Here is a 22,059-nt window from a genome sequence, read left to right as displayed (position 1 = left end):
CATTCCGGCGGCCCCCAGGTCTCCCGCACACAGCAATGTTCGAGAGGAGTACAAGCCTAGTGTTCAAGAAACTGCCTGGTGACGAGACACGCAGTCTCGTCTCCACCACCCCTGACACCGCCGTGGTGTTCCGTCCGGCCGTCGTCCATACTCCCGCGATCATCAGTCTCGTCTTGTGGCTGTGCCGTCTGGTCCCGCGGCTGGTCCGGCTGGTGTGGCGGCATCCGCTCGCTGTCACCGTTCCTGTGCTCGTCGGCGTCGTCTGGGTCCGGTACGGCTACGGCCTGGCCCTGGTCGTTTTCGGCCTCGTCCTGACGGTTGGCCTGTCCTGGTTCTCCCTCGACCGGGCATCGTTCCTGCGCTGGGTGGGCTGGCGACTGCTGGCCTTCGCCCGCTGGTTCTGGATCTACCGGCGCCACTGGCAACCCGTCCTGACCGTCGCCGGCCTCGCCCGGCACCTCCGCGGGCGCGACTACCTCCCCCGACTCGTCCGCGTCGAGTGCAACGAGTGGGCCGACCGGGTCACCGTCCGCATGCTCGGCGGTCAGGCGGTCAAGGACTGGGCCGACCGGACCGACAACCTCGCCCACGGCTTCGGCGCTCCGTCGTGCCGGGTGGCGGTCGAACGTGCCGGACGACTGGTGCTGACCTTCCCCCGCCGTGACCCGCTCGCGAACCCGTTGCCGGCCGTCCCCGTCCCCGACGCGGCGTCGGTCGGGCCAGTTGAGATCGGACAACAGGAGGACGGCCGTCCGCTCCGCCTCAAAGTCCACGGCACTCACGTCCTCGTCGCGGGCGCCACGGGTACGGGCAAGGGCTCGTTCCTGTGGGGCACCATCCGCGGGCTCCTCCCGGCGATGCGGGCGGGCCTGGTCCAGGTGTGGGCGCTCGACCCCAAACGGATGGAGCTCTCCTTCGGCCGTCCCCTGTTCGGCGACCGGTACGCGGCCGATCCCAAACAGTGCGCCGACCTGCTCGACGAGGTGGTCTGCGTGATGCAGGAGCGGGCCGACCGGTTCGCCGGCCTCCAACGCAACCACACACCGACCATTCAGGATCCGTTCGTCCTGGTGATCGTCGATGAAGTCGCGTTCCTCACCGCGTACCAGTCCGACCGGCAACTCAAGCAGCAGATCAGCGCGGCATTGGCGACCCTGACGACGCAGGGGCGCGCGGTCGGTGTCGGCGTCCTGGCGGCGCTTCAGGACCCGCGCAAAGAGGTCATGAACATCCGCAACCTGTTCCCCGACAAGATCGCGCTTCGGCTCGATGAGTCCGAACAGGTCGACATGGTCCTGGGCGACGGCGCACGGGACCGGGGCGCACTGGCTGACCACATCTCACCCATCCCACAGCTCGGCGCGGGCGTCGGCTACGTCCGACTCGAAACCTCACCCGATCCGGTCCGGGTGCGGGCGGCCTACGTTTCCGACCACGACATCCGCGCCATGGTCGCCGACTTCGAGGGAGTAAGCCGTTGAGTCTCGCCCACTTCCTCGATGACCTTCGCTGCTCTTGCTGCGGTGCGCTGAACGTGCTGTGGCTCGACCCGGTCCGAGGCTTCGTCGAGTGCCACGAATGCGGTCAGAAAGCCACTGTCCTCGTCGATGCGGCACCCCTCCCCCACTCCCCCAGCAATGGACGACCGCTCGGAGGTGACTGGTGACCCACCCCAACGATCGGTCCCTACCTCGGGCTGAGCGGATGGCGATGCCGCTCGCCCGGAAGGTCGTCGAGGAACTCGCCAAGCAGTACGGGGTGTGCATCCGGCCGATTCCATTCCGGCGGATCGACAGCCACACCGGCCAGGCGGACATCGTCGACGTCCCCTGCGGCGCCACACTGGAAGCCAAATGCCCGCCGTGCGCCAAGCGGAATCAGCAGCTCCGCAAAGCGCAGTGCCGGGAAGGTTGGCACCTCGCAGAAGAACCGGCCAACACCCCGAAGCCGGCGGACGACCACCAGCGTTACCTCGTCGGGCTGCGAGCCGATGCCCAGGTCTGGCGAGAGCAGGCAGACCAGGCCGGCGACTCCACCGACGATCTGGCCGCCGCCATCGATGATCTCGACGAGGAGATCAACAGCGCGGGCATGCGGGGAAACGTCCTCGGCCGGACAACGGGCAAGCGGTCCCGGTCGACGAGACGGCGGCAGGATGCTCCGGACCTGCCCAAGCGCAAGATGGCCAAGACCACGCTCGGACGGACCTTCACCGGCTCGGATGGCAAGACCTTCCGGCCGTCGATGTTCGTCACGCTGACGCTGCCGTCGTACGGGCGCGTCAACAACGGGATCCCGACTGACCCGGACAGGTACGACTACGCGGGTGCGGCTCGGGATGCGCTGCACTTCTCCAAGCTGGTCGACCGGTTCGTGCAGAACCTGCGCCGTGTGGCCGGCTTCGACGTGCAGTACTTCGCGGCTGTCGAACCACAGAAACGGCTGGCACCACATCTGCACATGGCGATCCGCGGGACCCTGCCTCGCGCGGAGCTCCGACAGATCATCGCAGCGACCTACCACCAGGTGTGGTGGCCACCCACTGACGTGATCCGCTTCGACGGTGACCGGCTACCCGTCTGGGCTGAGGATTGCGGCTACCTCGACCCGGACACCGGCGAAATGCTGCCCACCTGGTACGAGGCGCTCAACCAACTCGACCAGGACGACGAGGCCGGCCCCCTTCACGTGATCCGCTTCGGCCAGCAGCACGACATACAGAGCGTGCTCGCCGGCACCTCCGACGCCGACACCTGCATCCGCTACCTGTCCAAATACCTCACCAAGAGCATCAGCGACGACATCGACCCGGACGACCCGGCCCAGCGCGCGCACGTCGAACGCTTCACGGAAGCACTGCGCTTCGAGCCCTGCTCCCCCACCTGCCCGAACTGGCTCCGCTACGGGGTGCAGCCCAAGGGCGCCAAGCCGGGGATGGCTCCCGGCCGGTGCAAGAGCAAGGCGCACAAGCCCGAACACCTCGGCTACGCGGGCCGGCGCGTGCTCGTCTCTCGCAAGTGGTCCAACAAGACCCTCACCGAGCACAAGCAGGACCGCCGCACCTGGGTCCTGGAAGCCCTCGGCCTGCCCGACAAGCCCGCTGATCCGCACCGGTACGTCTGGCGGCAAGTCCCCAACGGAGACGCCAACGTCCCCCCGATCGCCGTGCGACTCCTGCGATCAGTCCATGAGCGCCAACGCTGGCGCAACCACATGAACCAGCTACAGGCCCAAGCAGACGGACAAGATCTTTCGGCAACTGAAGGGAGGGCGGCGTAGGTGGCGAGCAAGGACGGGCGGCGGCGGTTCGGCAGCATCCGCAAGCTGCCCTCCGGCCGGTTCCAGATCCGCTATCCCGGTCCTGACGGGCAGATGCGGACCGGAGACACGACGTATGAGCAAAAGCGCGAGGCCGACAAGGCGTTGTCGCTCATGGAGGCCAAGCTCACTACCGGAAACTGGACCGACCCTCAGCGGGCCAAGGTCAAGCTCGGCGACTACGCCTCAAAGTGGATCGCAGAGCGGACCAGCCTCCGGCCTCGCACAATCGAGATCTATATGGGGCTGCTGCGCCGATACGTGGTCCCGTATCTCGGCAACGTCCCGTTGAGCAAGATCGATACGGCGATGGTTCGCGAATGGCGGGCGACGCTCGCGGGAAAGGGTGTCGGCCCGTCCGAGGTGGCCAAGTCCTACCGCTTCCTACGGGCCGTGCTGATGACCGCTGCGGACGACCAGATCATCCCGCGTAACCCGTGCCGCATCCGCGGTGCCGGCGAAGAGAAGCCGGACGAACGACCGGTGCTCACCGTGGCCAAGGTATTCCAACTCGCCGATCTCGTCGGGGAACGCCTCCGAGCGCTGATCCTGCTGGCCACTTTCGCGAGCCTGCGATGGGGTGAGGTGGCGGCCCTGCGGCGGATGGACCTGGACCTCAACGCGGGCGCCGTCAGCGTTCGGCAACAGCACGTCGAACTGGACACCGGAGAGCTCCTCGCCGGACCACCCAAGTCACGAGCCGGCGTCCGCACAGTGGCCATCCCTTCGGCAATCGTCCCCGCCCTCCGCGATCACCTCGACAAGTTCACCGACTCAGAAGACGACGCGCTGATCTTCACAGGAGCGCGCGGCGGCATCCTGCGGCGCAGCAACTTCCGACGGGCGGCCAAGTGGGATGAGAACACAAGGAAGATCGGCTTTTCCGGTCTCCACTTCCACGATCTCCGGCATACCGGGAACACGATCGCGGCCGGCTCCGGCGCGACCCTTCGCGATCTCATGGAGCGGATGGGACACGACTCCGTACGCGCCGCGTTGATCTACCAACACAGCACCGCCGAGGCCGACCGCAAGATCGCCAACGCCATGGACGACACGATCACGCAAGCCCGTCCACGCGACGGTTGAGGATCTTCAAGTGCACGCAACCACGAGAGCTAATGGCACGCTAATGGCACGAGAGCCCCGCAGCATGATCGCTGGCGGGGCTCTTTTCGCAGGTGGGCGGTACTGGGTTCGAACCAGTGACCCCTCGCTTGTAAGGCGAGTGCTCTACCGCTGAGCTAACCGCCCGGACGGGACTACACCTTACGACACACGACCGCCTCTCAGCACATCGAGCGACCAGCCTCGCCCCACGTCGAACGCCCCCGCCGCACGCCATCCGAGCAGGGCCGCGCCGAGCATTCCGGCACGCATGCCGAGGGCCGCCTGACGCAGTGGAGGCGCATCCCGGAACGCCAGCCGTCCGGCCAGTTGCTCCTCCAAGGGGTCGAACAGGACCCGGCCTGCCTCCCCCAGCCCGCCGCCCAGCACGATCACCGAAGGATCGAGCAGCAGGACGTACGTCGCGAGCGAGATCGACAGCGCCTCGACGGCTTCGCCGAAGACCTGGGCGGCCACCTGGTCACCGGCCGCCGCCAGGGCCACGACCTCCTTCGCGGTGGCCGTACGGCCGGTGCGGGTCTCGAAGCGCCGGGCCACGGCGGAAGCCGAGGCATAGGTCTCCAGGCAGCCGACCTGGCCGCAGGCGCACTTCTCCCCCGTCGGCCACACCGGCGCGTGGCCGATCTCGCCGCCCCAGCCCCGGGCGCCGCCGTACGGCTCGCCCTTGATGATCACGGCGCCGGCGATTCCGGTGCCGATCGGCAGGAACAGGAAGTCGTCGGCCTCACGGCCGGCGCCGAGCACGCTCTCGGCGAGTCCGCCGGTCTGGACGTCGTGGCCGAGCCGCGTGGGGATGCCTTCGGGGACGAACGCGGACGCCGGGACGTTCCGCCAGCCGATGTTCGCGGCGTAGACGGCCGTGGACGCGGTGACGATGCCGGGTACGGCCAGGCCGATGCCGGCCGGTGGAGCCCCGAACCGGGCGGTGCCGAGTTCGACCAGTTCGCCGGAGTAGGCGCGGACGGCCTCCACCACGGCCTGGGGACCTTCCTCACGCCCGGTGGGGCGTCCCTCGAAAGCCGTCACCTCGCCGTCGCGCGTGACCAGGCCACCCTTCATCGTCGTACCGCCCACGTCGAGCCCGACGACATAGTCCACGTGTGTGACTCCTGGGGTTTCAGTGATGGTCACGAGCGTCCGAGCACGCGGTCGAGGGCGGCCTCCACCTCGGCGGGCAGCCCCGGCGCGCCGGTGGACCTGCTCGGCTTCCCCGTCGCGACGTGCGGCTCTTCGGGCCGCGCCTGCCGTACGGAACCGCAGGAGCGGCATTCGACCTCGCCGAGGCGGCGGATCAGGGAAGTGGACGCGCATGAAGAGCACGCGTCGAGATCGAGGTCGCGGGCGCGCTGGCAGTCCGGGCAGATCAGGACCTGCGTCTCGCCGCGGACTCCACGCTTCCAGGGGCTGGCGCCACGGACAGGGTCGGTCTGCCGGGCCCCGCACCGATAGCAGGGCATGTTCGCCTCCCATAAAGGCAGTCCGGGCCAGGAGACCCGGACACAAGATTCAGGTAACTCGAACGAGGTCCAGAAGACAAGGTTCGGGCGGTTAAGACGCGATAAATCACGCGAAATAGCTGATCAGATGCCGTCGAGCACCTTCTGGTACTCGACGACATCCCTCGCGGCGCCGATCTCGTTGACGATCTTCCAGCGAACGACGCCCTGCGCATCGATGATGAACGTTCCGCGCAAGGCGAGGCCCTTCTCCTCGTCGAACACGCCGTAGGACCTGGCCACCTCTCCGTGTGGCCAGAAGTCCGACAACAAGGAGAAGGTATATCCCTCCTGGTCGGCCCAGACGCGGTGGCTGAACATCGAGTCGACCGAGATCGTCAGCACCTGGACGTCGTCAGCCGCCGAGACGACGAAATCGTCCCGGATTGCGGACAGCTCTCCCTGGCAGACACGGCTGAACGCCAGCGGGTAGAAGACGAGCACGATCCTCCTGCCCCGAAGGCCGGAAAGCCTGACAGGGGCACCGTGCTGATCTTTGAGCTCGAAGTCCGGGGCCATCGCCCCGACCTCTGCCGCCATGAACTGTCCTCCCGGACGTGGTCCGCACACCATTCCTGCCGTACGGCGCAGCCGAGCCGTACGGCAGGGTCAGCTCAGCGGCGAGCCTTCGGGGCGACGAGCCGGGTCCCCGACCAGTCCCTGGCAGCACTCACACTGCTCGTCTGGGACAGTCCCGCGGTCGTCGCGTCCTCGCCGATGTCACTGGGCTCGACATGGCCGTCACGCCCCGCCTTCGGGGTCAGCAGCCAGATCTGGCCTCCGTCTGCGAGTGCGGTCATCGCGTCGCTGAGGGCGTCGAACAGATCACCGTCCTCGTCGCGCCACCACAGCAGCACGACGTCGACGACGTCCTCGTAGTCCTCATCGACCATCTCGTTGCCGGTCAGCTCTTCGATGGACTGGCGCAGCGCCTCGTCGCTGTCCTCGTCCCAGCCGACTTCCTGCACCACCTGACCGGCTTTGAGGCCGAGTCTTTCGGCCAGGCCGCGCTCGCCTTGCGCCTGACCCGCGGTCGCGCTCACGTTCATCCCTCCTGCTTGGGTGACCCCGCTCTTTTGTGCGGTCGTCCGGCTCCGGAGAGCCATGCTTCGGCACAGTCCACACGCTGTGACCCATCGTCGTCAACGGTCGCCACGGCCGGTGACCCGCACCGTTATCTGTTAATTGGACAAAAACGACAAACGAACACGCCTGTTCGGGTTGTCCACGTTGAGATCGATCACGGCGACCGACTGCCACGTCCCCAGAGCGAGCCTTCCACCCAGCACGGGAACCGTCGCATACGGCGGAATGAGCGCGGGCATGACATGCGATCGCCCATGCCCCCGAGAGCCGTGCGCATGCCGCCAGCGGTCATCGGCGGGAAGCAGATCACCGAGAGCGGCGAGCAGATCATCGTCACTGCCCGATCCGAGCTCGATCACCGCTATGCCCGCCGTCGCGTGCGGCACGAACACGTGCAGCAGCCCGTCTTCGCCGGACTCGCGCGCGAAATCCGCACACTCCTGGGTGATGTCGTGGACCCGCTCGCGCGAGCCGGTGCGCACCTGGATCTCCCTCGACTTCACAGCGTGATACTACGATCCCCTCTGGCCTTGCTCGATCACAGCGTCAGGGCCCGGGAAGACCAGCGCCTGGTGCCCGTCCTCGAAGAGGACCACGAAAGGTGGCCCGCCACCGGACCCACGCACTTCGATGATCTCGCCGCACTTGTCGTGCTCTCCGACGACGGCACCGTGGACCACGAGCCTGTCGCCAACGGTTGCGTGCATCTCGATCCCCTCCCTCTCTGAGCCTGATACGGCTATCGCCACCTGGAAAGAGGAGAAACCCCACCCTCTCGAGAGGAGGGGACAACACATACCAAAACGTTACGCTGCGGATATGGGCTCGGTCGCCGTCGCCGTCATGATCAAAGCGGCCGCCCCCTCGGCGCCCCCCTCGGCGCCCCCCTCGACGCCTCCCCCGCCGTCCCGGGGACCCGCCGGCGGCTGGGCGGGACAGCGGACACATCACCCCGAAAATCCGCGAAAACCGGCATCCCGGGCCGCCCGGCGCCCCACCGATGTTCACGCCACCAGAGAAGGGGCCCGTCCTCCATTTAGAGGGCGGTCCCGGGGGGAAGTACCCGACGGGAGTCGTATAGCGTCCACGGGCACGAGCCCCACAGACGGCTTAGATCGGCCCCACCGCACAGAGCAAGTGGGCGGTTTGCCAAAATCGTCCTACCATCGGTGGTCTAAGCCATCCCAGCCCTGCTGCCAGCAGGGACATTTTGGTTACCGGGGAGTAGAGATGCGCTTTCTGGACCGAAGAGCAAGGATGGAAGACCAAGAGGAGCGGCGATCCAGCAGGACGCACCCCCGGCCGGCAAGAGTTCAGCAAGATCCGACGTGACCAATGTCCATTCTCGGAAGGCGAGACCCAGTGGCTTCCGGACGCCAGCGTTTCTCGATCATCAGCGACGGCCTACCCAGCCAGTTGCCTGATGTCGATCCGAGCGAGACCCAGGAATGGCTCGAATCGCTCGACAACGTCATCAAGACCGAGGGCCGCACCCGTGCCCGCTATCTGATGCTCCGCCTGCTGGAGCGCGCCCGTGAACACCAGGTCGGTGTCCCCGGCCTGCGCAGCACGGACTACATCAACACCATCCCGCCGGAGAAGGAACCGTGGTTCCCCGGCGACGAACACGTCGAACGCCGGATCCGGGCCTACATCCGGTGGAACGCGGCGGTCATGGTGAGCCGCGCCAACGCGAACACCAACGTCGGCGGCCACATCGCCACCTACGCCTCCGCGGCATCGCTGTACGAGGTGGGCTTCAACCACTTCTTCCGCGGCAAGGACCACGGCGAGTCGGGCGACCAGGTCTTCATCCAGGGCCACGCGGCGCCGGGCATCTACGCCCGCTCCTTCCTGGAGGGCCGCCTGTCGGCGACCGACCTCGACGCGTTCCGGCAGGAGTTGTCGCAGGGCTTCCACGGCCTGCCCTCCTACCCGCACCCCCGGCTGATGCAGGACTTCTGGGAGTTCCCCACGGTGTCCATGGGCCTCGGCCCGCTCGCCGCGATCTACCAGGCGCGGTTCAACCGCTACCTGCTCAGCCGCAAGATCAAGGACACCAGCCGCAGCCATGTCTGGTGCTTCCTCGGCGACGGCGAGATGGACGAGCCCGAGTCGCTCGGTCCCATCGGAGTCGCCTCGCGTGAGGAGCTCGACAACCTCACCTTCGTGATCAACTGCAACCTCCAGCGGCTCGACGGCCCGGTGCGCGGCAACGGCAAGATCATCCAGGAGCTGGAGTCGTACTTCCGCGGCGCGGGCTGGAACGTCATCAAGGTCGTCTGGGGCCGCGACTGGGACCCGCTGCTCGCGGCGGACGTCGACAGTGTGCTGGTCAACCAGATGAACACCACCCCTGACGGGCAGTTCCAGACCTACTCGGTCGAGTCGGGCGGCTACATCCGGGACAACTTCTTCGGCGGCGACCCCCGCCTGCGCAAGATGGTTGAGCACATGTCGGACGACGACATCCGCAAGCTGTCGCGCGGCGGCCACGACTACCGCAAGGTCTACGCGGCCTTCAAGGCGGCCCGCGAGCACGTCGGCCAGCCGACCGTCATCCTCGCCCAGACCATCAAGGGCTGGACGCTCGGCAAGGACTTCGAGGCGCGCAACGCCACGCACCAGATGAAGAAGATGAGCAAGGCCGAGCTCAAGGAGTTCCGCGACCGGCTCTACCTGCCGATCCCGGACAAGGACCTCGAGGGCGACCTGCCGCCCTACTACCACCCGGGCCCGGACAACGAAGAGATCGCTTACATGAAGGAGCGCCGTGCCGCGCTCGGCGGTTTCCTGCCGAAGCGCGTAGTACGGGCCAAGCCGCTCAAGCTGCCCGGCGACGACGTCTACAAGCAGCTGTCCAAGGGCTCGGGCAAGCAGAACGTCGCGACCACGATGGCGTTCGTCCGCCTCCTGAAGGACCTCATGCGCGACAAGGAGATCGGCCACCGTTTCGTGCCGGTCATCCCCGACGAGGCGCGCACGTTCGGCGTGGACGCGATGTTCCCCACCGCCAAGATCTACTCCCCGCACGGGCAGACGTACGAGGCGGTCGACCGCGACCTCCTGCTGTCCTACAAGGAGTCGACCGAGGGTCAGATCCTGCACGAGGGCATCAGCGAGGCCGGCTCGATGGGGTCGGTCCTGGCTGCGGGCAGCGCCTACGCCACCCACGGCGAGCACATGATCCCGGTCTACATCTTCTACTCGATGTTCGGGTTCCAGCGCACCGCCGACCAGATGTGGCAGCTCGGTGACCAGATGGGCCGCGGCTTCCTGCTCGGCGCCACCGCGGGCCGCACGACGCTGAACGGTGAGGGCCTCCAGCACGAGGACGGCCACTCTCCGCTCATCGCCTCGACGAACCCCGCCGCCGTGTCGTACGACCCGGCGTGGGCGTTCGAGATCGCGCACATCGTCAAGGACGGTCTGCGGCGGATGTACGGGGACCAGCCCGAGAACGTCTTCTACTACCTCACCGTCTACAACGAGCCCTACCAGCAGCCGGCCCAGCCGGCCGACCTCGACGTCGAGGGCGTGCTCAAGGGTCTCTACCTCTTCGCTCCCGCGACGGGTGACGGGCCGAAGGCGAACATCGTCGCCTCGGGCGTCGCCGGGCCGTGGGCGCTGGAGGCGCAGCGCCTGCTCGCCGACGACTGGGGCGTGTCGGCGGCCGTGTGGTCGGCCACGTCGTGGTCGGAGCTGCGCAGGGACGCCCTCGCGGTCGATGAGCACAACCTGCTCAACCCCGAGGCCGAGCAGCGCATCCCGTACGTGACGAGCAAGCTGGCCGGCGTGCCGGGGCCGCTCGTGGGCGTCAGCGACTACATGCGCGCGGTTCCCGACCAGATCTCGCAGTGGGTGCCGGGAGACTGGTCCTCGCTGGGCACCGACGGCTTCGGCCTGTCGGACACCCGGTCGGCGCTGCGCCGCCACTTCCACGTGGACGCGGCCTCGATCACGCTGGCGGTGCTGACCCAGCTGGTCAAGCGTGGCGAGATGAAGCAGGAAGTGCTTCAGGAGGCCGTCGCCCGCTACCACCTCAAGAACGGCGTGACCGAGGTGGTCGGCCACCCGACTCCGGAGACCAACGACACCCAGTCGATGGGCGTCTGACCTCTCCGAGGGTTCACTCAGCAGTACGGCTCCCGCCACGGCGGGGGCCGTTTCTGTTCTTGCGGGCCCGGCGTCCCGCGGCTTTCTCTCAGCCCGGCGTCAGCCCGCGCGGCGCGGCCCGGCGTCCCGCGGCTTCCTCTCAGCCCGGCGTCAGCCCGCGCGGCACGGCGTACCGCGCCGAACGTGGGAGGGGCCGTCCGATCGCCCTCTCGGCCCGATGGCAGGTCGCCGTGGGGGAAGTGCCGGAGGGGGAAGCACGGGAACGGGGTCCCGGCGGGCGATCGGACGGCCCAGGATCGCTTCAGCGGGTCAGGAACCCGCCTCGGCGAAGATCTGGAAGAGGTTGCCCGGCGTGTCCTGGACATAGGCCACGGTGTTGATCGCAGGCATGCTCACGGCCGCCCTCCTCACTGCTGCAGATGCTCCAAGCCGTCGGATCAAGCTTCACAGTGAGTGGCGACAACCCCCTGTCGGTGTTTCGGTCGGAGTTGTTCGTCTGTTCGGTCCCGCCCTTTCAGTCCAGCGCGGGGTGCCGGACGATCATGTCGGAGAGGTCCGATTCGAAGGTCTCCAGCGGACGGGCGGGCGCCCGCTGCCGGGTGAGCGCCGCGGTCATGATCCGGTCCAGCCGGAACACGCGGACGGCCTCTCTGAGCCTGCACCAGCCCACCAGATACCACGAGCCGGTGCGCCCGCCGACGAACATGCCGGGCTCGACCTGCCGCGCGGTCAGCGTGCCCTCGGCGTCGGCGTACTCGATCTCGAGGACGACACCCTGCAGGACGGCCTCCTCGACGACTCTGGTGACCAGGCCGTCCCCCGGCCGCTCGGGCGCATCGGAGGTCATGATCTGCACGCGGCCGGCCAGTTGCCGCGCCCGGTCCCCCTCGTGACCGGGCATCGCGGCGACGAGCTTGCGCAACGCGCTCCGTGCGTCGTCCGCGAACGGCTGCCGGTCGGCCCCGTTGAGCGCGATCGCGACGGCCACGGCCTCCGCGGGGGTGAAGTTGAGCGGGGGCAGCGACATGCTCTTGTCGAGCGCGTAGCCCCCCTTACGCCCCACTTCGGCGTAGACGGGGACCCCGGCCTGTTGCAGGGCCGCGATGTCCCGCTCGATGGTGCGCGAGCTGACCTCGAACCGGCGGGCGAGATCACGGGCGGACCTGCAGCGTGGGGAGATCGCCCGCAGGTCTTCGACGATCGCGTAGAGCCGGTCGGTACGGTTCACAGGCGAGACGGTAAGCCACACCACCGACATTTACGGCGCCCCCGCGCGCCCCCATGCCCACGCGAACGCCGGCGCCCGGAGGCGCGGAGACCCGTTCGTCCCCATGAGCCGCGCGGGCCCGGTCACCGCTGGATCTCGATGTAGTCCACGTTGGGACCGCCGCCGGCCGTCGTGGCGGTGGCTCTGACCGTGTTCGTCCCGGCGTTCAGGTTGACGGTGAGCGTCCTGGTCTGCCAGGTGGTCCACGCTCCGGTGCCGTCGAAGGCCACTCCCGCGGCCGCCGTGGTGCCGTTGACGGCGATGTCCATGGGCCGGCCGGTGGTCGTGCCGTTGGCGTACCGGAGCCTGAGCGTCGCCGCGCCCGCCGCCGCGGCGTTCACCGTCCACTGCACGTAGCTTCCCGCGGCGTTGTCGTAGTTGACGAAGCCGGTGCCGGAGAACCTGGCGTGGTTCGACTCGGCCACCCCGCGCGAGATGGCGGCGTTCTCCGCCTCGTACCGCACGGCCCCCTGGCCGCCGGTCGCCCACGGCACCTGGGGCGACCGGTAGAAGCCGATCCCCATGATCGTCCAGCGCGGCCCCTGCGCGCCCAGCCGCCTTTTCGTCAGACTCCGACGGCGTCCGCGAGGTCCGCGAGACGGTCGGGCGCGGGCTCCGGATACCGCTCGCTGGTGACGGCCGCCGACACGATCCGATCCAGGCGGAAGACCCGGACGTCGTCCCGCAGGCGGCACCAGGCCACCAGGTACCAGTGGCCGCCCCTTCCGCCGAGGCAGATGCCGGGCTCGACGTCCCGGGACGTCACCGCGCCCCGCCCGTCGCCGTACTCGATCCGCAGGACCCGCCGTCCGAGCAGCGCCTGGTCGATCGACCGCTTGACCGAATCCAGCCCCGTGACGGTGTATCCGCCGGGGTCGAGCCGGATGGGCACCCCCGCCTCACGCAGCCTCGCGACGTCGCGGATGACGGTGCGCCTGCTCACTCCGAGGCGCGACGCCAGCTCGCGGGCGGAGAGCCGGCCGCCGGCGCGGAGCTCCTCCACCAGGGCGTCGCGGCGGTCCATGATTCGAAGCTACGCCGACGAGCCCGGTGAAACCCCACGAAAACGCCTCACCCAGACGCCACACCACCATCACCCCGAGACGTCACCCCGCGGCATCACCCGGAGGCGTCACCCAAGGCGTGCCGTTCGTCCCACGGTCGCGTGTTGACGACACGGTCGGGACCGATCCCGCACTGTACGGCTCTCGCGCAACCGAACCGCTGCCAGTCGAGCTGACCGGGAGCGTGCGCGTCGGAGTCGATGGAGAAGGAGCAGCCCATCTCGTAGGCGAGCCGCAGCAGCCGCTTCGGCGGGTCCAGCCGGTCGGGCCTGGAGTTGATCTCGACGGCGACGCCGAACCGCCTGCACGCCTCGAACACGATCTCGGCGTCGAACGCCGACTCCGGCCGCAGCCCACCCCGTTTGCCGCCCGCCTGCACGATCCTGCCGGTGCAGTGGCCGAGCACGTCGACGTGCGGGTTGGCGATGGCCGTCACCATGCGCCGCGTCATGTCGCCGGCGCCCATCTTCAGCTGCGAGTGCACGCTCGCCACCACGACGTCGAGCCGCTCCAGCAGGCCCGGCTCCTGGTCGAGGGAGCCGTCCGCGTTGATGTCGACCTCGATCCCGGTGAGGATCCGGAACGCCCCGCCCTCGGCCGCGAAGCCGGCGTTGAGTTCCTCGACGACGTCGAGTTGGGTGCGGAGCCGGTCCGCGGACAGGCCGTTCGCGACCGTCAGCCGGGGCGAGTGGTCGGTGAGCGCCAGATAGTCATGGCCGAGCGCCCGCGCCGCGGCCGCCATCTCCTCGATCGGCGACCCCCCGTCGGACCAGTCGGAGTGGCTGTGCAGATCGCCCCTGAGCGCCGCGCGCAGCGCGGACGTCGCCTCGTCCAGGTCGACGTCGGCGGTGTCCTCCAGGCGCCGGAGGTAGGTGGGCACGTCGCCGTTCAGCGCCTCGGTGACGGCGAGAGCGGTGACCTTGCCGATGCCCTTGAGGTCGCCGAGGCCGCCGGTCCGCGCGAGCCGTACGAGCTCGTCATGCGGGAGACCGCCGACAGTGGCGGCCGCGCCGCGAAAGGCGCGGACGCGATAGGTGGGTTCGCCCGCCCGTTCCAGGAGGAAGGCGATCCGTTTCAGCGCATCGACCGGATCCACACCGGCACGCTACCCGAGGGCGGGTCCGGCACGCGCGGGCCATACCCGTGCGGCCGCCCGGGAACCAAACATCGCCCTGTCCCGTTCGTCTGGCTGGCGCTATCGTTCGACTGATCTGCACAGATTGGCTACTGGGGGGAGCTCGATGACGGAATCCGGGGAGAACCCCCCGCAGAATCCCACCCCTGACGACCGCACCCCGCACGACGCCGCCCCCAAGGACGCCGCCCCCGAGGCCACCGTTCCCGAGGACACCGCCCCCAAGGACGCCCCACCAAAGGACGCCGCCCCCAAGGACGTGACCCCCGAAGACGCGGCCCCCGAAGACACCCCGCCAAAGGACCCCGGTCCCGAGGACACCGCCCCCAAGGACACCCCACCAAAGGACGCCGCCCCCAAGGACGTGGCCCCCGAAGACACCCCGCCAAAGGACCCCGGTCCCGAGGCCGCCGCCTCCAAGGACGCCCCGCCCGAGGGCGCCGCTCCGAAGAAGGAACCTTCACAAGGTCCCCCTCGGCAGGAGCCACCTCGCCGAGCGCCCGGCCCTCCGCCGATGGGGATGGTCCCGCCCATCCATCGGCGGCCGGGCGGCGTCAAGAAGTCGAGCGTGATCAAGCTCGGCATGCTCGGCGGCCTGTCCACCCTGGTCGTCGGATTCTGCGTCGCGCAGAACCGCTACGAAGAGGTGAACGCGGACTGCGTCGACACCTCCAGCCGCCAGGCCGACGGCTCGTACGCCGTTGTCAGCGACGACTACTGCGACGACACGCGTTACCACGGCTCCCACGGCGCCTACGGGTGGTATTACGGCGGCGCCCGCCTGGCCGGGCGGGTCATCAACGGGACGACGATCAAGCCGTCCGGCTCGCAGATATCGACGCGGTCGGGGCGGGTCATCCAGCGCGGCGGATTCGGCTTCCACGTGGGCGGCGGCGGCTGATGCGCAGGGAGGCGTCACGACCGAGGGACGACTGGGCCGCCACCGTGGAGTCGCAGGGCCTCGCGTTCCACCGCTCGGCCCACCCCGAGGGCCTGTCCCGGCCCTACTGGGACGAGGGCGTCCACTACGTCTTCACCATGGACGAGGTCCTCGATCTCGAGGAGCAGGTCGAGGAACTGCACCGGATGTGCCTCGCGGCCGCCGAGCACGTGGTCGCCCACGACCGGCTCGGCGACTTCGCCGTCCCGCCCGCCTGGCGCGGGGCCGTCGTGGAGTCCTGGCGGCGGCGTGACCAGCACGTCTTCGGCAGGTTCGACCTGCGCTACGACGGGACGGGGCCGGCCAAGCTGCTGGAGTACAACGCGGACACCCCGACCAGCCTGGTGGAGAGCTCCATCGTCCAGTGGTTCTGGCTGCGCGACGTCTTTCCCGACGACGATCAGTGGAACTCCATCCACGAACGGCTGATCGACCGGTGGAAGGCGCTGACGTTGCCGACGGGCCCGGTCCACTTCGCCTGGACGAGCGCCGACGAGACGGGCGAGGAGGTGATGACGCTCGCCTACCTCCAGGAGACCGCCGAGCAGGCCGGGCTGAAAACGGTCGCGCTCGCCATGGAGGACATCGGCTGGGACGCGCTCAACCGGCGCTTCGTCGACATGGAGCACCGGGTGGTCCGTTCCCTGTGCAAGCTCTACCCCTGGGAGTGGATCGTCGCCGAGCCGTTCGGGCCGCACGCCATGGCCCAGCAGATCTCGATGGCCTGGATCGAGCCCCTATGGAAGATGTTGTTGTCGAACAAGGCGCTGCTGGCCGTCCTGTGGGAGCTCTACCCGGGCCACCCGAACCTGCTCCCCGCCTACCTCGACGGCCCGCGCGACCTCGCCGACGGCCCCGGATACGTCGAGAAGCCGCTGCTCGGCCGCGAGGGCGCGTCCATGCGCGTCGTGTCCCCCGGCCTCACGGTCGAGACCGACGGCGACTACGGCGCCGAGGGGTTCGTCTACCAGGAGTTCCTTCCGCTGCCGGACTTCTCCGGCTGGCGGCCGGTCCTCGGCGCCTGGATGGTCGACGACGAGTCGGCCGGGCTCGGCATCCGCGAGACCTCCGGCCTGATCACCGACGACACCTCCTCCTTCGTCCCCCACCGGATCCACGGATGAAAGCGACCGCCTCACGATGAATACCGCACCCCCCGCCACGTCGTTCGCCGAGGTCCTCGGGCACGGCTCGCTGGCGATCCTGGCCTACGCGATCCTCGGTGTGCTGCTGCTCGTCGTCGGCTTCTACGTCATCGACCTGGCCACGCCCGGACGGCTGAGCAAGGTGATCCGCGCGGAGCGCAACCCGAACGCGACCTTGCTCGCCTCCTCCAGCCTCGCGGCCGTCGGCCTGATCGTGGCGGCTTCGATCTGGTCGTCGGGGGGTGTTCTGCGGGAGGGGCTGCTCGCCACGCTCGTGTTCGGCCTCGTCGGCATCGTCGCGCAGACGCTCGGGATGGTGGTGTTCGACCGGGTCGCCGGGATCTCCGTCCGCGAGCTCGTCCAGGAGCCCACCCTCCAGCCGGCCGCCCTCCTGCTGTCCGTCACCCACTTCGTCATCGGCCTGGTCACCGCGGTCGCGGTCATCTAGGACCTGTACAGATGACCGCGCAGACGGCCTCCACAACCCGCCGTGCCGCGCTGCGTGCCGCAGCACCCCGGATGACCTGGCACGCTAGAGACGTGAGCGAGCGGGAGAGCAGGACGGCCGACAGGCGCGCGACGATGGGCACGATGACAACACCGCCGCTCGCGTGGCCGGCCGGGGAGGCGTCATGAACGTGAAGGTCCAGGAGGACACGGCGCGACGGCTCGACCGTGCGATGGGCAGCCTGGGCACGGCCGCGATGGCCCGCATGGAGGAGCAGCTCGCCTGGTATCGGGCGCTGTCCGCGGAGGACAGGTCGTGGGTCGGCCTGGTCGCCCAGGCGGGCATCGCGGCGTTCGTCGAGTGGTTCGGCCACGCCGGCGAGGGACGGCCCACGCCGAGCATCGAGTTCTTCGGGACCGCTCCGCGCGAGCTCAAGCGCAGCGTGTCCCTCCAGCAGACCGTCGACCTCGTCCGCATCGTCGTGGAGGTCGTGGAGGCCCAGGTCGACGAGCTCGCCGCGCCCGGCGGGGCGGACGTGCTCCGCCACGCGATGCTCCGCTACACCCGCGACGTCGCCTTCGCCGCGGCCCAGGTGTACGCGCGGGAGGCGGAGGCACGCGGCTCCTGGGACGCCCGGTTGGAGGCGCTCATCGTCGACGCCCTGGTGCGCGGGCAGGTGGACGACGGCCTGCACTCATGGGCCGCGGCACTCGGCTGGACGTCCGCGCCCGTCATGGTCTTCGCGGGCCACGCGCCCGACGACGATCCGCAGAGCATCATCGACGGGCTCCGCGACAAGGGCCGCAGGGTGGGCCACGAGTTGCTCGCCGGAGTGCAGGGCGACCGCCTGATCGTGATCGTCGGCGGCGCCGCGAGCGTCAAGGACGCGGCCCGCAGCGTCGTCCCCCGGTTCGGCCCCGGCCCCATCGTGATCGGCCCGGAGGTGCCCGACCTGCACGCCGCGGCGAGTTCGGCGCGCGCCGCCATCGCCGGGTTGCGGGCGGCCTCCGGCTGGCCGGACGCGCCCAGGCCCGTCCTCGCCGAGGACCTGCTGGCCGAGCGCGCCCTCGACGGCGACGACGACGCCAGGGCCCAGCTTGTGGAGAACGTCTACAAACCCCTCGCGGGCACGCCTCTCCTGGACACTCTGGCGACCTATCTCGAGCAAGGAACCTCGCTGGAGGCCACCGCGCGGCTATTGTTCGTCCATCCGAACACCGTGCGCTACCGGCTCAAGAAGATCACCGAGCTGACCGGATACCAGCCCACGGAGGGCAGATCCGCATTCACGCTCCAGGTGGGGCTCATACTCGGCCGTCTGTCCGTAATGTAGCGGGCCCGCGTTAACCGCAGCGAAACGGAAACTGTAGGTACCCCACAAACCAGCGGGCCCAAAGTTCGTTCGGATCTCCATCAGTGTGGCGAACCTCTACAGGGCAGGGTTGACTACGTGCTCGTCATCGCCGCCCCGGGCCAGGGTGCCCAGACTCCAGGCTTCCTCAGCCCATGGCTTGAGATCCCCGAGTTCCGTGACCGTATCTCCGCCTGGTCCGAGATCGTCGGCCTTGATCTCATCGCGTACGGCACGACCGCGGACGCCGACGAGATCCGCGACACCGCGGTCGCGCAGCCGCTGCTCGTGGCCGCCGCCCTCGCCGCCTTCGACGTGCTCGGCGTCACGCCCGACCTGGTCGCGGGACACAGCGTGGGCGAGCTCGCCGCCGCCGCGATCGCGGGTGTGCTCACCCGCGAGGAGGCGCTCGGCCTCGTCAGGGAACGCGGCCAGGCGATGGCCAAGGCCGCGGCCGTCACCGAGACCGGCATGCTGGCCGTCCTCGGCGGTGCGGAGGACGAGGTACTCGCCGCCATCGCCGGGCAGGGCCTCACGCCCGCCAACATCAACGGCGCGGGCCAGATCGTCGCGGGCGGCACCCTCGAGCAGCTCGAGGCCTTCAAGGCCGACCCTCCGGCCAAGGCCCGCCTGATCCCCCTGTCGGTGGCGGGCGCGTTCCACACGGTCCACATGGCCCCCGCGGTCGACCACCTGCGTCAGGCCGCCGACGGCATCACCCCGGGCGACCCGACGGTGAGACTGCTGTCCAACGCGGACGGCGCCCTGGTCGCCACCGGCTCCGACTTCGTCGACCGCCTCGTCAAGCAGGTCGCCAACCCCGTCCGGTGGGACGCCTGCATGGCGACCATGGCGGCGGAGGGCGTCACCGCGATGATCGAGCTGCTGCCCGGCGGTACTCTGACCGGACTCGCGCGCCGCGGCCTTCCCGGTGTGAAGACCGTCGCACTCAAGACTCCCGACAATCTCGACGCCGCCCGAGAGGTGCTCAAGTGAGGCTCAGCCAAGGTTCTCCCGGCGCGAGGGTCCTCGCGTTCGGCGGCTATCAGCCCGCCGATGTCGTGACCAACGACGACCTCGCGCAGCGGATCGAGACCAGCGACGAGTGGATCCAGAGCCGCGTCGGCATCAAGGAGCGACGCGTCGCGGGCCCGCAGGAGTCGGAGATCGACCTCGCGGTCCAGGCCGGCGGCAAGGCCCTCGCCGCGAGTGGTCTGTCCAGCAGCGACATCGACCTGGTCATCGTGGCGACCTGCACCCTCGAGGCGCAGATCCCGAACGCGGCCGGCCGGGTCGCGCACCGCCTCGGCATCGAGGCGCCGGGCGCCTTCGACGTCAACGCCGCGTGCGCGGGCTTCTGCTACGGGCTCGCCGCGGCGAACGACGCCGTACGTGCGGGGTCGGCCACGAACGTGCTGGTCATCGGCACCGAGAAGCTCAGCCAGTGGGTCGACTGGGATGACCGCACCACCGCCGTCATCTTCGCCGACGGAGCGGGTGCGGCGGTCGTCGGCCCGTCGGAGACACCCCGCATCGGCCCGGTGGCCTGGGGCAGCGCCGGCGACAAGTCCGAAGCGATCATGGTCAGGGACCGCAACTCCTTCCTCCAGCAGGAAGGCCAGACGGTGTTCCGCTGGGCGACCACCGCGCTCCACCCGGTCGCCAAGGCCGCGTGCGAGCGTGCGGGCGTCGACCCCGCCGAGCTCGCCGCGTTCATCCCCCACCAGGCCAACCTCCGCATCGTCGAGGCGATCGCCCGCAAGCTCGGCGCCGACAACGCGGTCATCGCCAGGGACATCGTCCTGGCGGGCAACACCTCGGCCGCGTCGATCCCGCTGGCGCTGTCCCGCATGATCGAGCGCGGTGAGGTGCCCTCGGGCGGACTCGCCCTGCTGCTCGGCTTCGGCGCGGGCCTCACCTACGCCTCTCAGGTGATCGAGCTCCCTTAAGGCTTTGTACGGCTTGCCGTACAAGATCCAGATAATCCATGAATTCAAGGAGAACTAGCGACATGGCACTGACCGAGCAGGAGATCCTGGCTGGCCTCGGCAAGATCGTCAACGAGATCACCGGCATCCCGGCGGTCGAGGTCACCCCGGAGAAGAGCTTCGTGGACGACCTCGACATCGACTCGCTCTCCATGGTCGAGATCGCCGTCGCCGCGCAGGACGAGTTCGGCGTCGAGATCCCCGACGACCAGCTCAAGCACCTGAAGACCGTCAAGGACGTCATCAACTTCATCCAGGCCTAGCCGGTCGGCACGGGCCCGGTGAACGTGCCGGGTCCGGCACGTTCACCTAATCCACCAAAGAGGAGTGCAGAAACGTGAGTAAGGACCGGGTAGTGGTCGTCACCGGGATCGGCGCGACGACGCCCGTCGGTGGGGACGCCGCCTCGACCTGGTCGGCGCTCCTCGACGGGCGGTCGGGAGTCCGCACGATCACAGAGGACTGGATCGACTCCGTGCCGGTGAAGTTCGCCGGCCTGTCGGCGGTCGACCCCGGGGACGTGCTCCCCAGGCCTGAGGCGAGGCGGCTCGACCGTGCCGAGCAGTTCGCGCTGATCGCGGCCCGCGAGGCATGGCAGGACGCCGGCAAGCCGGAGGTCGAGCCGACGCGGCTGGGGGTGGCCGTCGGCAGCGGCATCGGCGGCATCACGACGATCCTGGCGGCCTACGACGTGTTCAAGGAGAAGGGCTGGAACCGGCTCTCGCCGTTCACCGTGCCCATGCTCATGCCGAACGGGTCCGCCGGATGGATCAGCATCGAGATCGGCGCGCAGGCGGGCACCCATTCGCCTGTCAGCGCCTGCGCCACCGGCGCGGAGGGCATCGCCTACGGCGTTCAGATGATCAAGGACGGCCGTGCCGACGTGGTGGTCGCGGGCGGCACGGAGGCCGCCATCCACCCGCTCAACATCGGCTCCTTCGCGGCGATGCGGGCCATGTCGACCCGCAACGACGAACCGGCCCGCGCGTCGCGGCCGTTCGACAAGGGACGTGACGGGTTCGTCCTCGGTGAGGGCGCGGGCATCGTCGTGCTGGAGTCCGAGGAGCACGCGCGGGCTCGCGGCGCCAAGATCTACGCCGTGGCGGCGGGAGCCGGATACTCCTCCGACGCCCACCACATCGCCCAGCCCGAGCCCAGCGGCGCCGGCATTCAGAGCGCCATGCGCCGGGCCCTGGAGAGCGCGGGGCTGACCGGCGCCGACATCGTCCACGTCAACGCCCACGCGACCTCCACCCCCGCAGGCGACGTCGTCGAGACGATCGCGATCAAGGAGGCGGTCGGCACGCACCCGCTGGTGACCTCGACCAAGTCGATGACCGGTCACCTCCTCGGCGGAGCGGGCGGCATCGAGTCGGTCTTCACCATCCTCGCGCTGACCGAGCGCATCGTTCCTCCGACCATCAACCTGGACGATCTGGACGACGGCATCGACGTGGACATCGTCCGCGCCGAGCCGCGCAAGCTGCCCGGCGGGCAGATCGCCGCGGTCAACAACTCGTTCGGGTTCGGCGGGCACAACGTCGCCGTTGCCTTCACATCTGTTTGACCAAGGAGTC

22 protein-coding genes and 1 tRNA gene are annotated in these 22,059 nt (G+C 69.2%); 12 read left to right on the top strand and 11 right to left on the bottom strand.

The features are described 5' to 3' along the window. Positions 1 to 59: 59 nt before the first annotated feature. The 3 genes from Psi02_RS20920 to Psi02_RS20910 all read left to right on the top strand — a co-directional run bounded on the left by Psi02_RS20920 (position 60) and on the right by Psi02_RS20910 (position 4,407). Positions 60 to 1,481 carry an FtsK/SpoIIIE domain-containing protein gene (locus tag Psi02_RS20920; RefSeq protein ID WP_203976647.1) on the top strand — a complete coding sequence of 474 codons (1,422 nt, stop codon included), beginning with the start codon at positions 60 to 62 and terminating at the stop codon, positions 1,479 to 1,481. Between the two features lie 223 nt (positions 1,482 to 1,704). Beyond that, positions 1,705 to 3,279, top strand: a complete 1,575-nt coding sequence (locus Psi02_RS20915; protein ID WP_239095035.1) for a replication initiator — start codon at positions 1,705 to 1,707, stop codon at positions 3,277 to 3,279. Continuing rightward, positions 3,280 to 4,407, top strand: coding sequence for a tyrosine-type recombinase/integrase (locus Psi02_RS20910; protein ID WP_203976642.1), 1,128 nt, complete (start codon positions 3,280 to 3,282; stop codon positions 4,405 to 4,407). A 93-nt stretch (positions 4,408 to 4,500) separates the two neighbouring features. Here the strand turns inward: Psi02_RS20910 and Psi02_RS20905 are convergent. The 7 genes from Psi02_RS20905 to Psi02_RS20875 form a co-directional block, all read right to left on the bottom strand. Then, positions 4,501 to 4,572, bottom strand: a tRNA-Val gene (locus Psi02_RS20905). A gap of 15 nt (positions 4,573 to 4,587) precedes the next feature. Further along, a complete protein-coding gene (locus Psi02_RS20900) occupies positions 4,588 to 5,544 on the bottom strand; it encodes an ROK family protein (protein WP_239095034.1) in 957 nt (318 codons plus the stop codon). Between the two features lie 29 nt (positions 5,545 to 5,573). Next, a complete protein-coding gene (locus tag Psi02_RS20895) occupies positions 5,574 to 5,903 on the bottom strand; it encodes a hypothetical protein (protein ID WP_203976640.1) in 330 nt (109 codons plus the stop codon). Positions 5,904 to 6,026: 123 nt separating this feature from the next. Next, positions 6,027 to 6,482: a peroxiredoxin gene (locus tag Psi02_RS20890; RefSeq protein WP_203976638.1), complete on the bottom strand. Its 456-nt coding sequence runs from the start codon at positions 6,480 to 6,482 to the stop codon at positions 6,027 to 6,029. Between the two features lie 74 nt (positions 6,483 to 6,556). Continuing rightward, positions 6,557 to 6,985 carry a DUF3052 domain-containing protein gene (locus tag Psi02_RS20885; protein WP_203951631.1) on the bottom strand — a complete coding sequence of 143 codons (429 nt, stop codon included), beginning with the start codon at positions 6,983 to 6,985 and terminating at the stop codon, positions 6,557 to 6,559. A gap of 138 nt (positions 6,986 to 7,123) precedes the next feature. Beyond that, positions 7,124 to 7,531 (bottom strand): secondary thiamine-phosphate synthase enzyme YjbQ, encoded by a 408-nt coding sequence (locus Psi02_RS20880; protein WP_203976636.1) that lies wholly within the window; start codon positions 7,529 to 7,531, stop codon positions 7,124 to 7,126. Between the two features lie 9 nt (positions 7,532 to 7,540). Next, positions 7,541 to 7,735 (bottom strand): DUF1918 domain-containing protein, encoded by a 195-nt coding sequence (locus tag Psi02_RS20875; protein WP_203951633.1) that lies wholly within the window; start codon positions 7,733 to 7,735, stop codon positions 7,541 to 7,543. A gap of 655 nt (positions 7,736 to 8,390) precedes the next feature. On the opposite strand from Psi02_RS20875, the gene aceE reads away from it, so the two are divergent. Next, positions 8,391 to 11,144: a pyruvate dehydrogenase (acetyl-transferring), homodimeric type gene (gene aceE / locus Psi02_RS20870; RefSeq protein ID WP_344052584.1), complete on the top strand. Its 2,754-nt coding sequence runs from the start codon at positions 8,391 to 8,393 to the stop codon at positions 11,142 to 11,144. Between the two features lie 514 nt (positions 11,145 to 11,658). Here aceE and Psi02_RS20865 read toward each other — a convergent pair. From Psi02_RS20865 to Psi02_RS20850, 4 genes are all read right to left on the bottom strand, one after another. Beyond that, positions 11,659 to 12,372 (bottom strand): helix-turn-helix transcriptional regulator, encoded by a 714-nt coding sequence (locus tag Psi02_RS20865; protein ID WP_203976634.1) that lies wholly within the window; start codon positions 12,370 to 12,372, stop codon positions 11,659 to 11,661. A gap of 122 nt (positions 12,373 to 12,494) precedes the next feature. Then, positions 12,495 to 12,935 (bottom strand): carbohydrate-binding protein, encoded by a 441-nt coding sequence (locus Psi02_RS20860; RefSeq protein WP_203976632.1) that lies wholly within the window; start codon positions 12,933 to 12,935, stop codon positions 12,495 to 12,497. A 41-nt stretch (positions 12,936 to 12,976) separates the two neighbouring features. After that, the gene (locus tag Psi02_RS20855; protein ID WP_203976629.1) at positions 12,977 to 13,435 is read right to left on the bottom strand and encodes a helix-turn-helix transcriptional regulator; all 459 of its coding nucleotides are present in this window, start codon (positions 13,433 to 13,435) and stop codon (positions 12,977 to 12,979) included. A gap of 95 nt (positions 13,436 to 13,530) precedes the next feature. Then, the gene (locus tag Psi02_RS20850) at positions 13,531 to 14,571 is read right to left on the bottom strand and encodes a PHP domain-containing protein (protein WP_203976627.1); all 1,041 of its coding nucleotides are present in this window, start codon (positions 14,569 to 14,571) and stop codon (positions 13,531 to 13,533) included. A 145-nt stretch (positions 14,572 to 14,716) separates the two neighbouring features. Between Psi02_RS20850 and Psi02_RS20845 the strand changes: the two genes are divergently transcribed. The 8 genes from Psi02_RS20845 to fabF all read left to right on the top strand — a co-directional run bounded on the left by Psi02_RS20845 (position 14,717) and on the right by fabF (position 22,049). Further along, complete coding sequence (locus tag Psi02_RS20845) at positions 14,717 to 15,511, top strand: hypothetical protein (RefSeq protein ID WP_203976625.1); 795 nt, start codon at positions 14,717 to 14,719, stop codon at positions 15,509 to 15,511. Further along, positions 15,511 to 16,674, top strand: a complete 1,164-nt coding sequence (locus Psi02_RS20840; protein WP_203976623.1) for a glutathionylspermidine synthase family protein — start codon at positions 15,511 to 15,513, stop codon at positions 16,672 to 16,674. Before Psi02_RS20845 ends, Psi02_RS20840 begins: the two co-directional genes overlap by 1 nt. A 16-nt stretch (positions 16,675 to 16,690) precedes the next feature. Next, positions 16,691 to 17,143, top strand: a complete 453-nt coding sequence (locus Psi02_RS20835) for a DUF350 domain-containing protein (RefSeq protein ID WP_203976621.1) — start codon at positions 16,691 to 16,693, stop codon at positions 17,141 to 17,143. A gap of 184 nt (positions 17,144 to 17,327) precedes the next feature. Further along, positions 17,328 to 18,476: a PucR family transcriptional regulator gene (locus Psi02_RS20830; RefSeq protein WP_203976619.1), complete on the top strand. Its 1,149-nt coding sequence runs from the start codon at positions 17,328 to 17,330 to the stop codon at positions 18,474 to 18,476. Between the two features lie 117 nt (positions 18,477 to 18,593). Then, complete coding sequence (locus tag Psi02_RS20825) at positions 18,594 to 19,490, top strand: ACP S-malonyltransferase (RefSeq protein WP_203976617.1); 897 nt, start codon at positions 18,594 to 18,596, stop codon at positions 19,488 to 19,490. Continuing rightward, on the top strand, positions 19,487 to 20,443 hold the full coding sequence (locus tag Psi02_RS20820; protein ID WP_203951642.1) for a beta-ketoacyl-ACP synthase III: 957 nt from the start codon (positions 19,487 to 19,489) through the stop codon (positions 20,441 to 20,443). Before Psi02_RS20825 ends, Psi02_RS20820 begins: the two co-directional genes overlap by 4 nt. 62 nt (positions 20,444 to 20,505) lie before the next feature. Beyond that, entirely contained in the window at positions 20,506 to 20,745 is a 240-nt protein-coding gene (locus Psi02_RS20815; protein WP_203951643.1) for an acyl carrier protein, read from the top strand. A gap of 74 nt (positions 20,746 to 20,819) precedes the next feature. Continuing rightward, positions 20,820 to 22,049 carry a beta-ketoacyl-ACP synthase II gene (gene fabF / locus Psi02_RS20810; protein WP_203976614.1) on the top strand — a complete coding sequence of 410 codons (1,230 nt, stop codon included), beginning with the start codon at positions 20,820 to 20,822 and terminating at the stop codon, positions 22,047 to 22,049. Positions 22,050 to 22,059 lie beyond the last annotated feature (10 nt).

Origin of the sequence: Planotetraspora silvatica (genome assembly GCF_016863315.1) — a bacterium.
Lineage (GTDB): Bacteria > Actinomycetota > Actinomycetes > Streptosporangiales > Streptosporangiaceae > Planotetraspora > Planotetraspora silvatica.
The sequence above is the reverse complement of the archived record's forward strand: the minus strand, read 5'-3'. Positions and strand labels throughout refer to the sequence as shown.

Coding starts and splice junctions, on each gene's coding strand:
- Psi02_RS20915 (WP_239095035.1), top strand. CDS start 1,705: ATGGCGATGCCGCTCGCCCGGAAGGTCGTCGAGGAACTCGCCAAGCAG.
- Psi02_RS20895 (WP_203976640.1), bottom strand. CDS start 5,903: ATGCCCTGCTATCGGTGCGGGGCCCGGCAGACCGACCCTGTCCGTGGC.
- Psi02_RS20890 (WP_203976638.1), bottom strand. CDS start 6,482: ATGGCGGCAGAGGTCGGGGCGATGGCCCCGGACTTCGAGCTCAAAGAT.
- Psi02_RS20875 (WP_203951633.1), bottom strand. CDS start 7,735: ATGCACGCAACCGTTGGCGACAGGCTCGTGGTCCACGGTGCCGTCGTC.
- Psi02_RS20860 (WP_203976632.1), bottom strand. CDS start 12,935: ATGGGGATCGGCTTCTACCGGTCGCCCCAGGTGCCGTGGGCGACCGGC.
- Psi02_RS20855 (WP_203976629.1), bottom strand. CDS start 13,435: ATGGACCGCCGCGACGCCCTGGTGGAGGAGCTCCGCGCCGGCGGCCGG.
- Psi02_RS20845 (WP_203976625.1), top strand. CDS start 14,717: ATGACGGAATCCGGGGAGAACCCCCCGCAGAATCCCACCCCTGACGAC.
- Psi02_RS20840 (WP_203976623.1), top strand. CDS start 15,511: ATGCGCAGGGAGGCGTCACGACCGAGGGACGACTGGGCCGCCACCGTG.
- Psi02_RS20835 (WP_203976621.1), top strand. CDS start 16,691: ATGAATACCGCACCCCCCGCCACGTCGTTCGCCGAGGTCCTCGGGCAC.
- Psi02_RS20830 (WP_203976619.1), top strand. CDS start 17,328: ATGAACGTGAAGGTCCAGGAGGACACGGCGCGACGGCTCGACCGTGCG.
- Psi02_RS20815 (WP_203951643.1), top strand. CDS start 20,506: ATGGCACTGACCGAGCAGGAGATCCTGGCTGGCCTCGGCAAGATCGTC.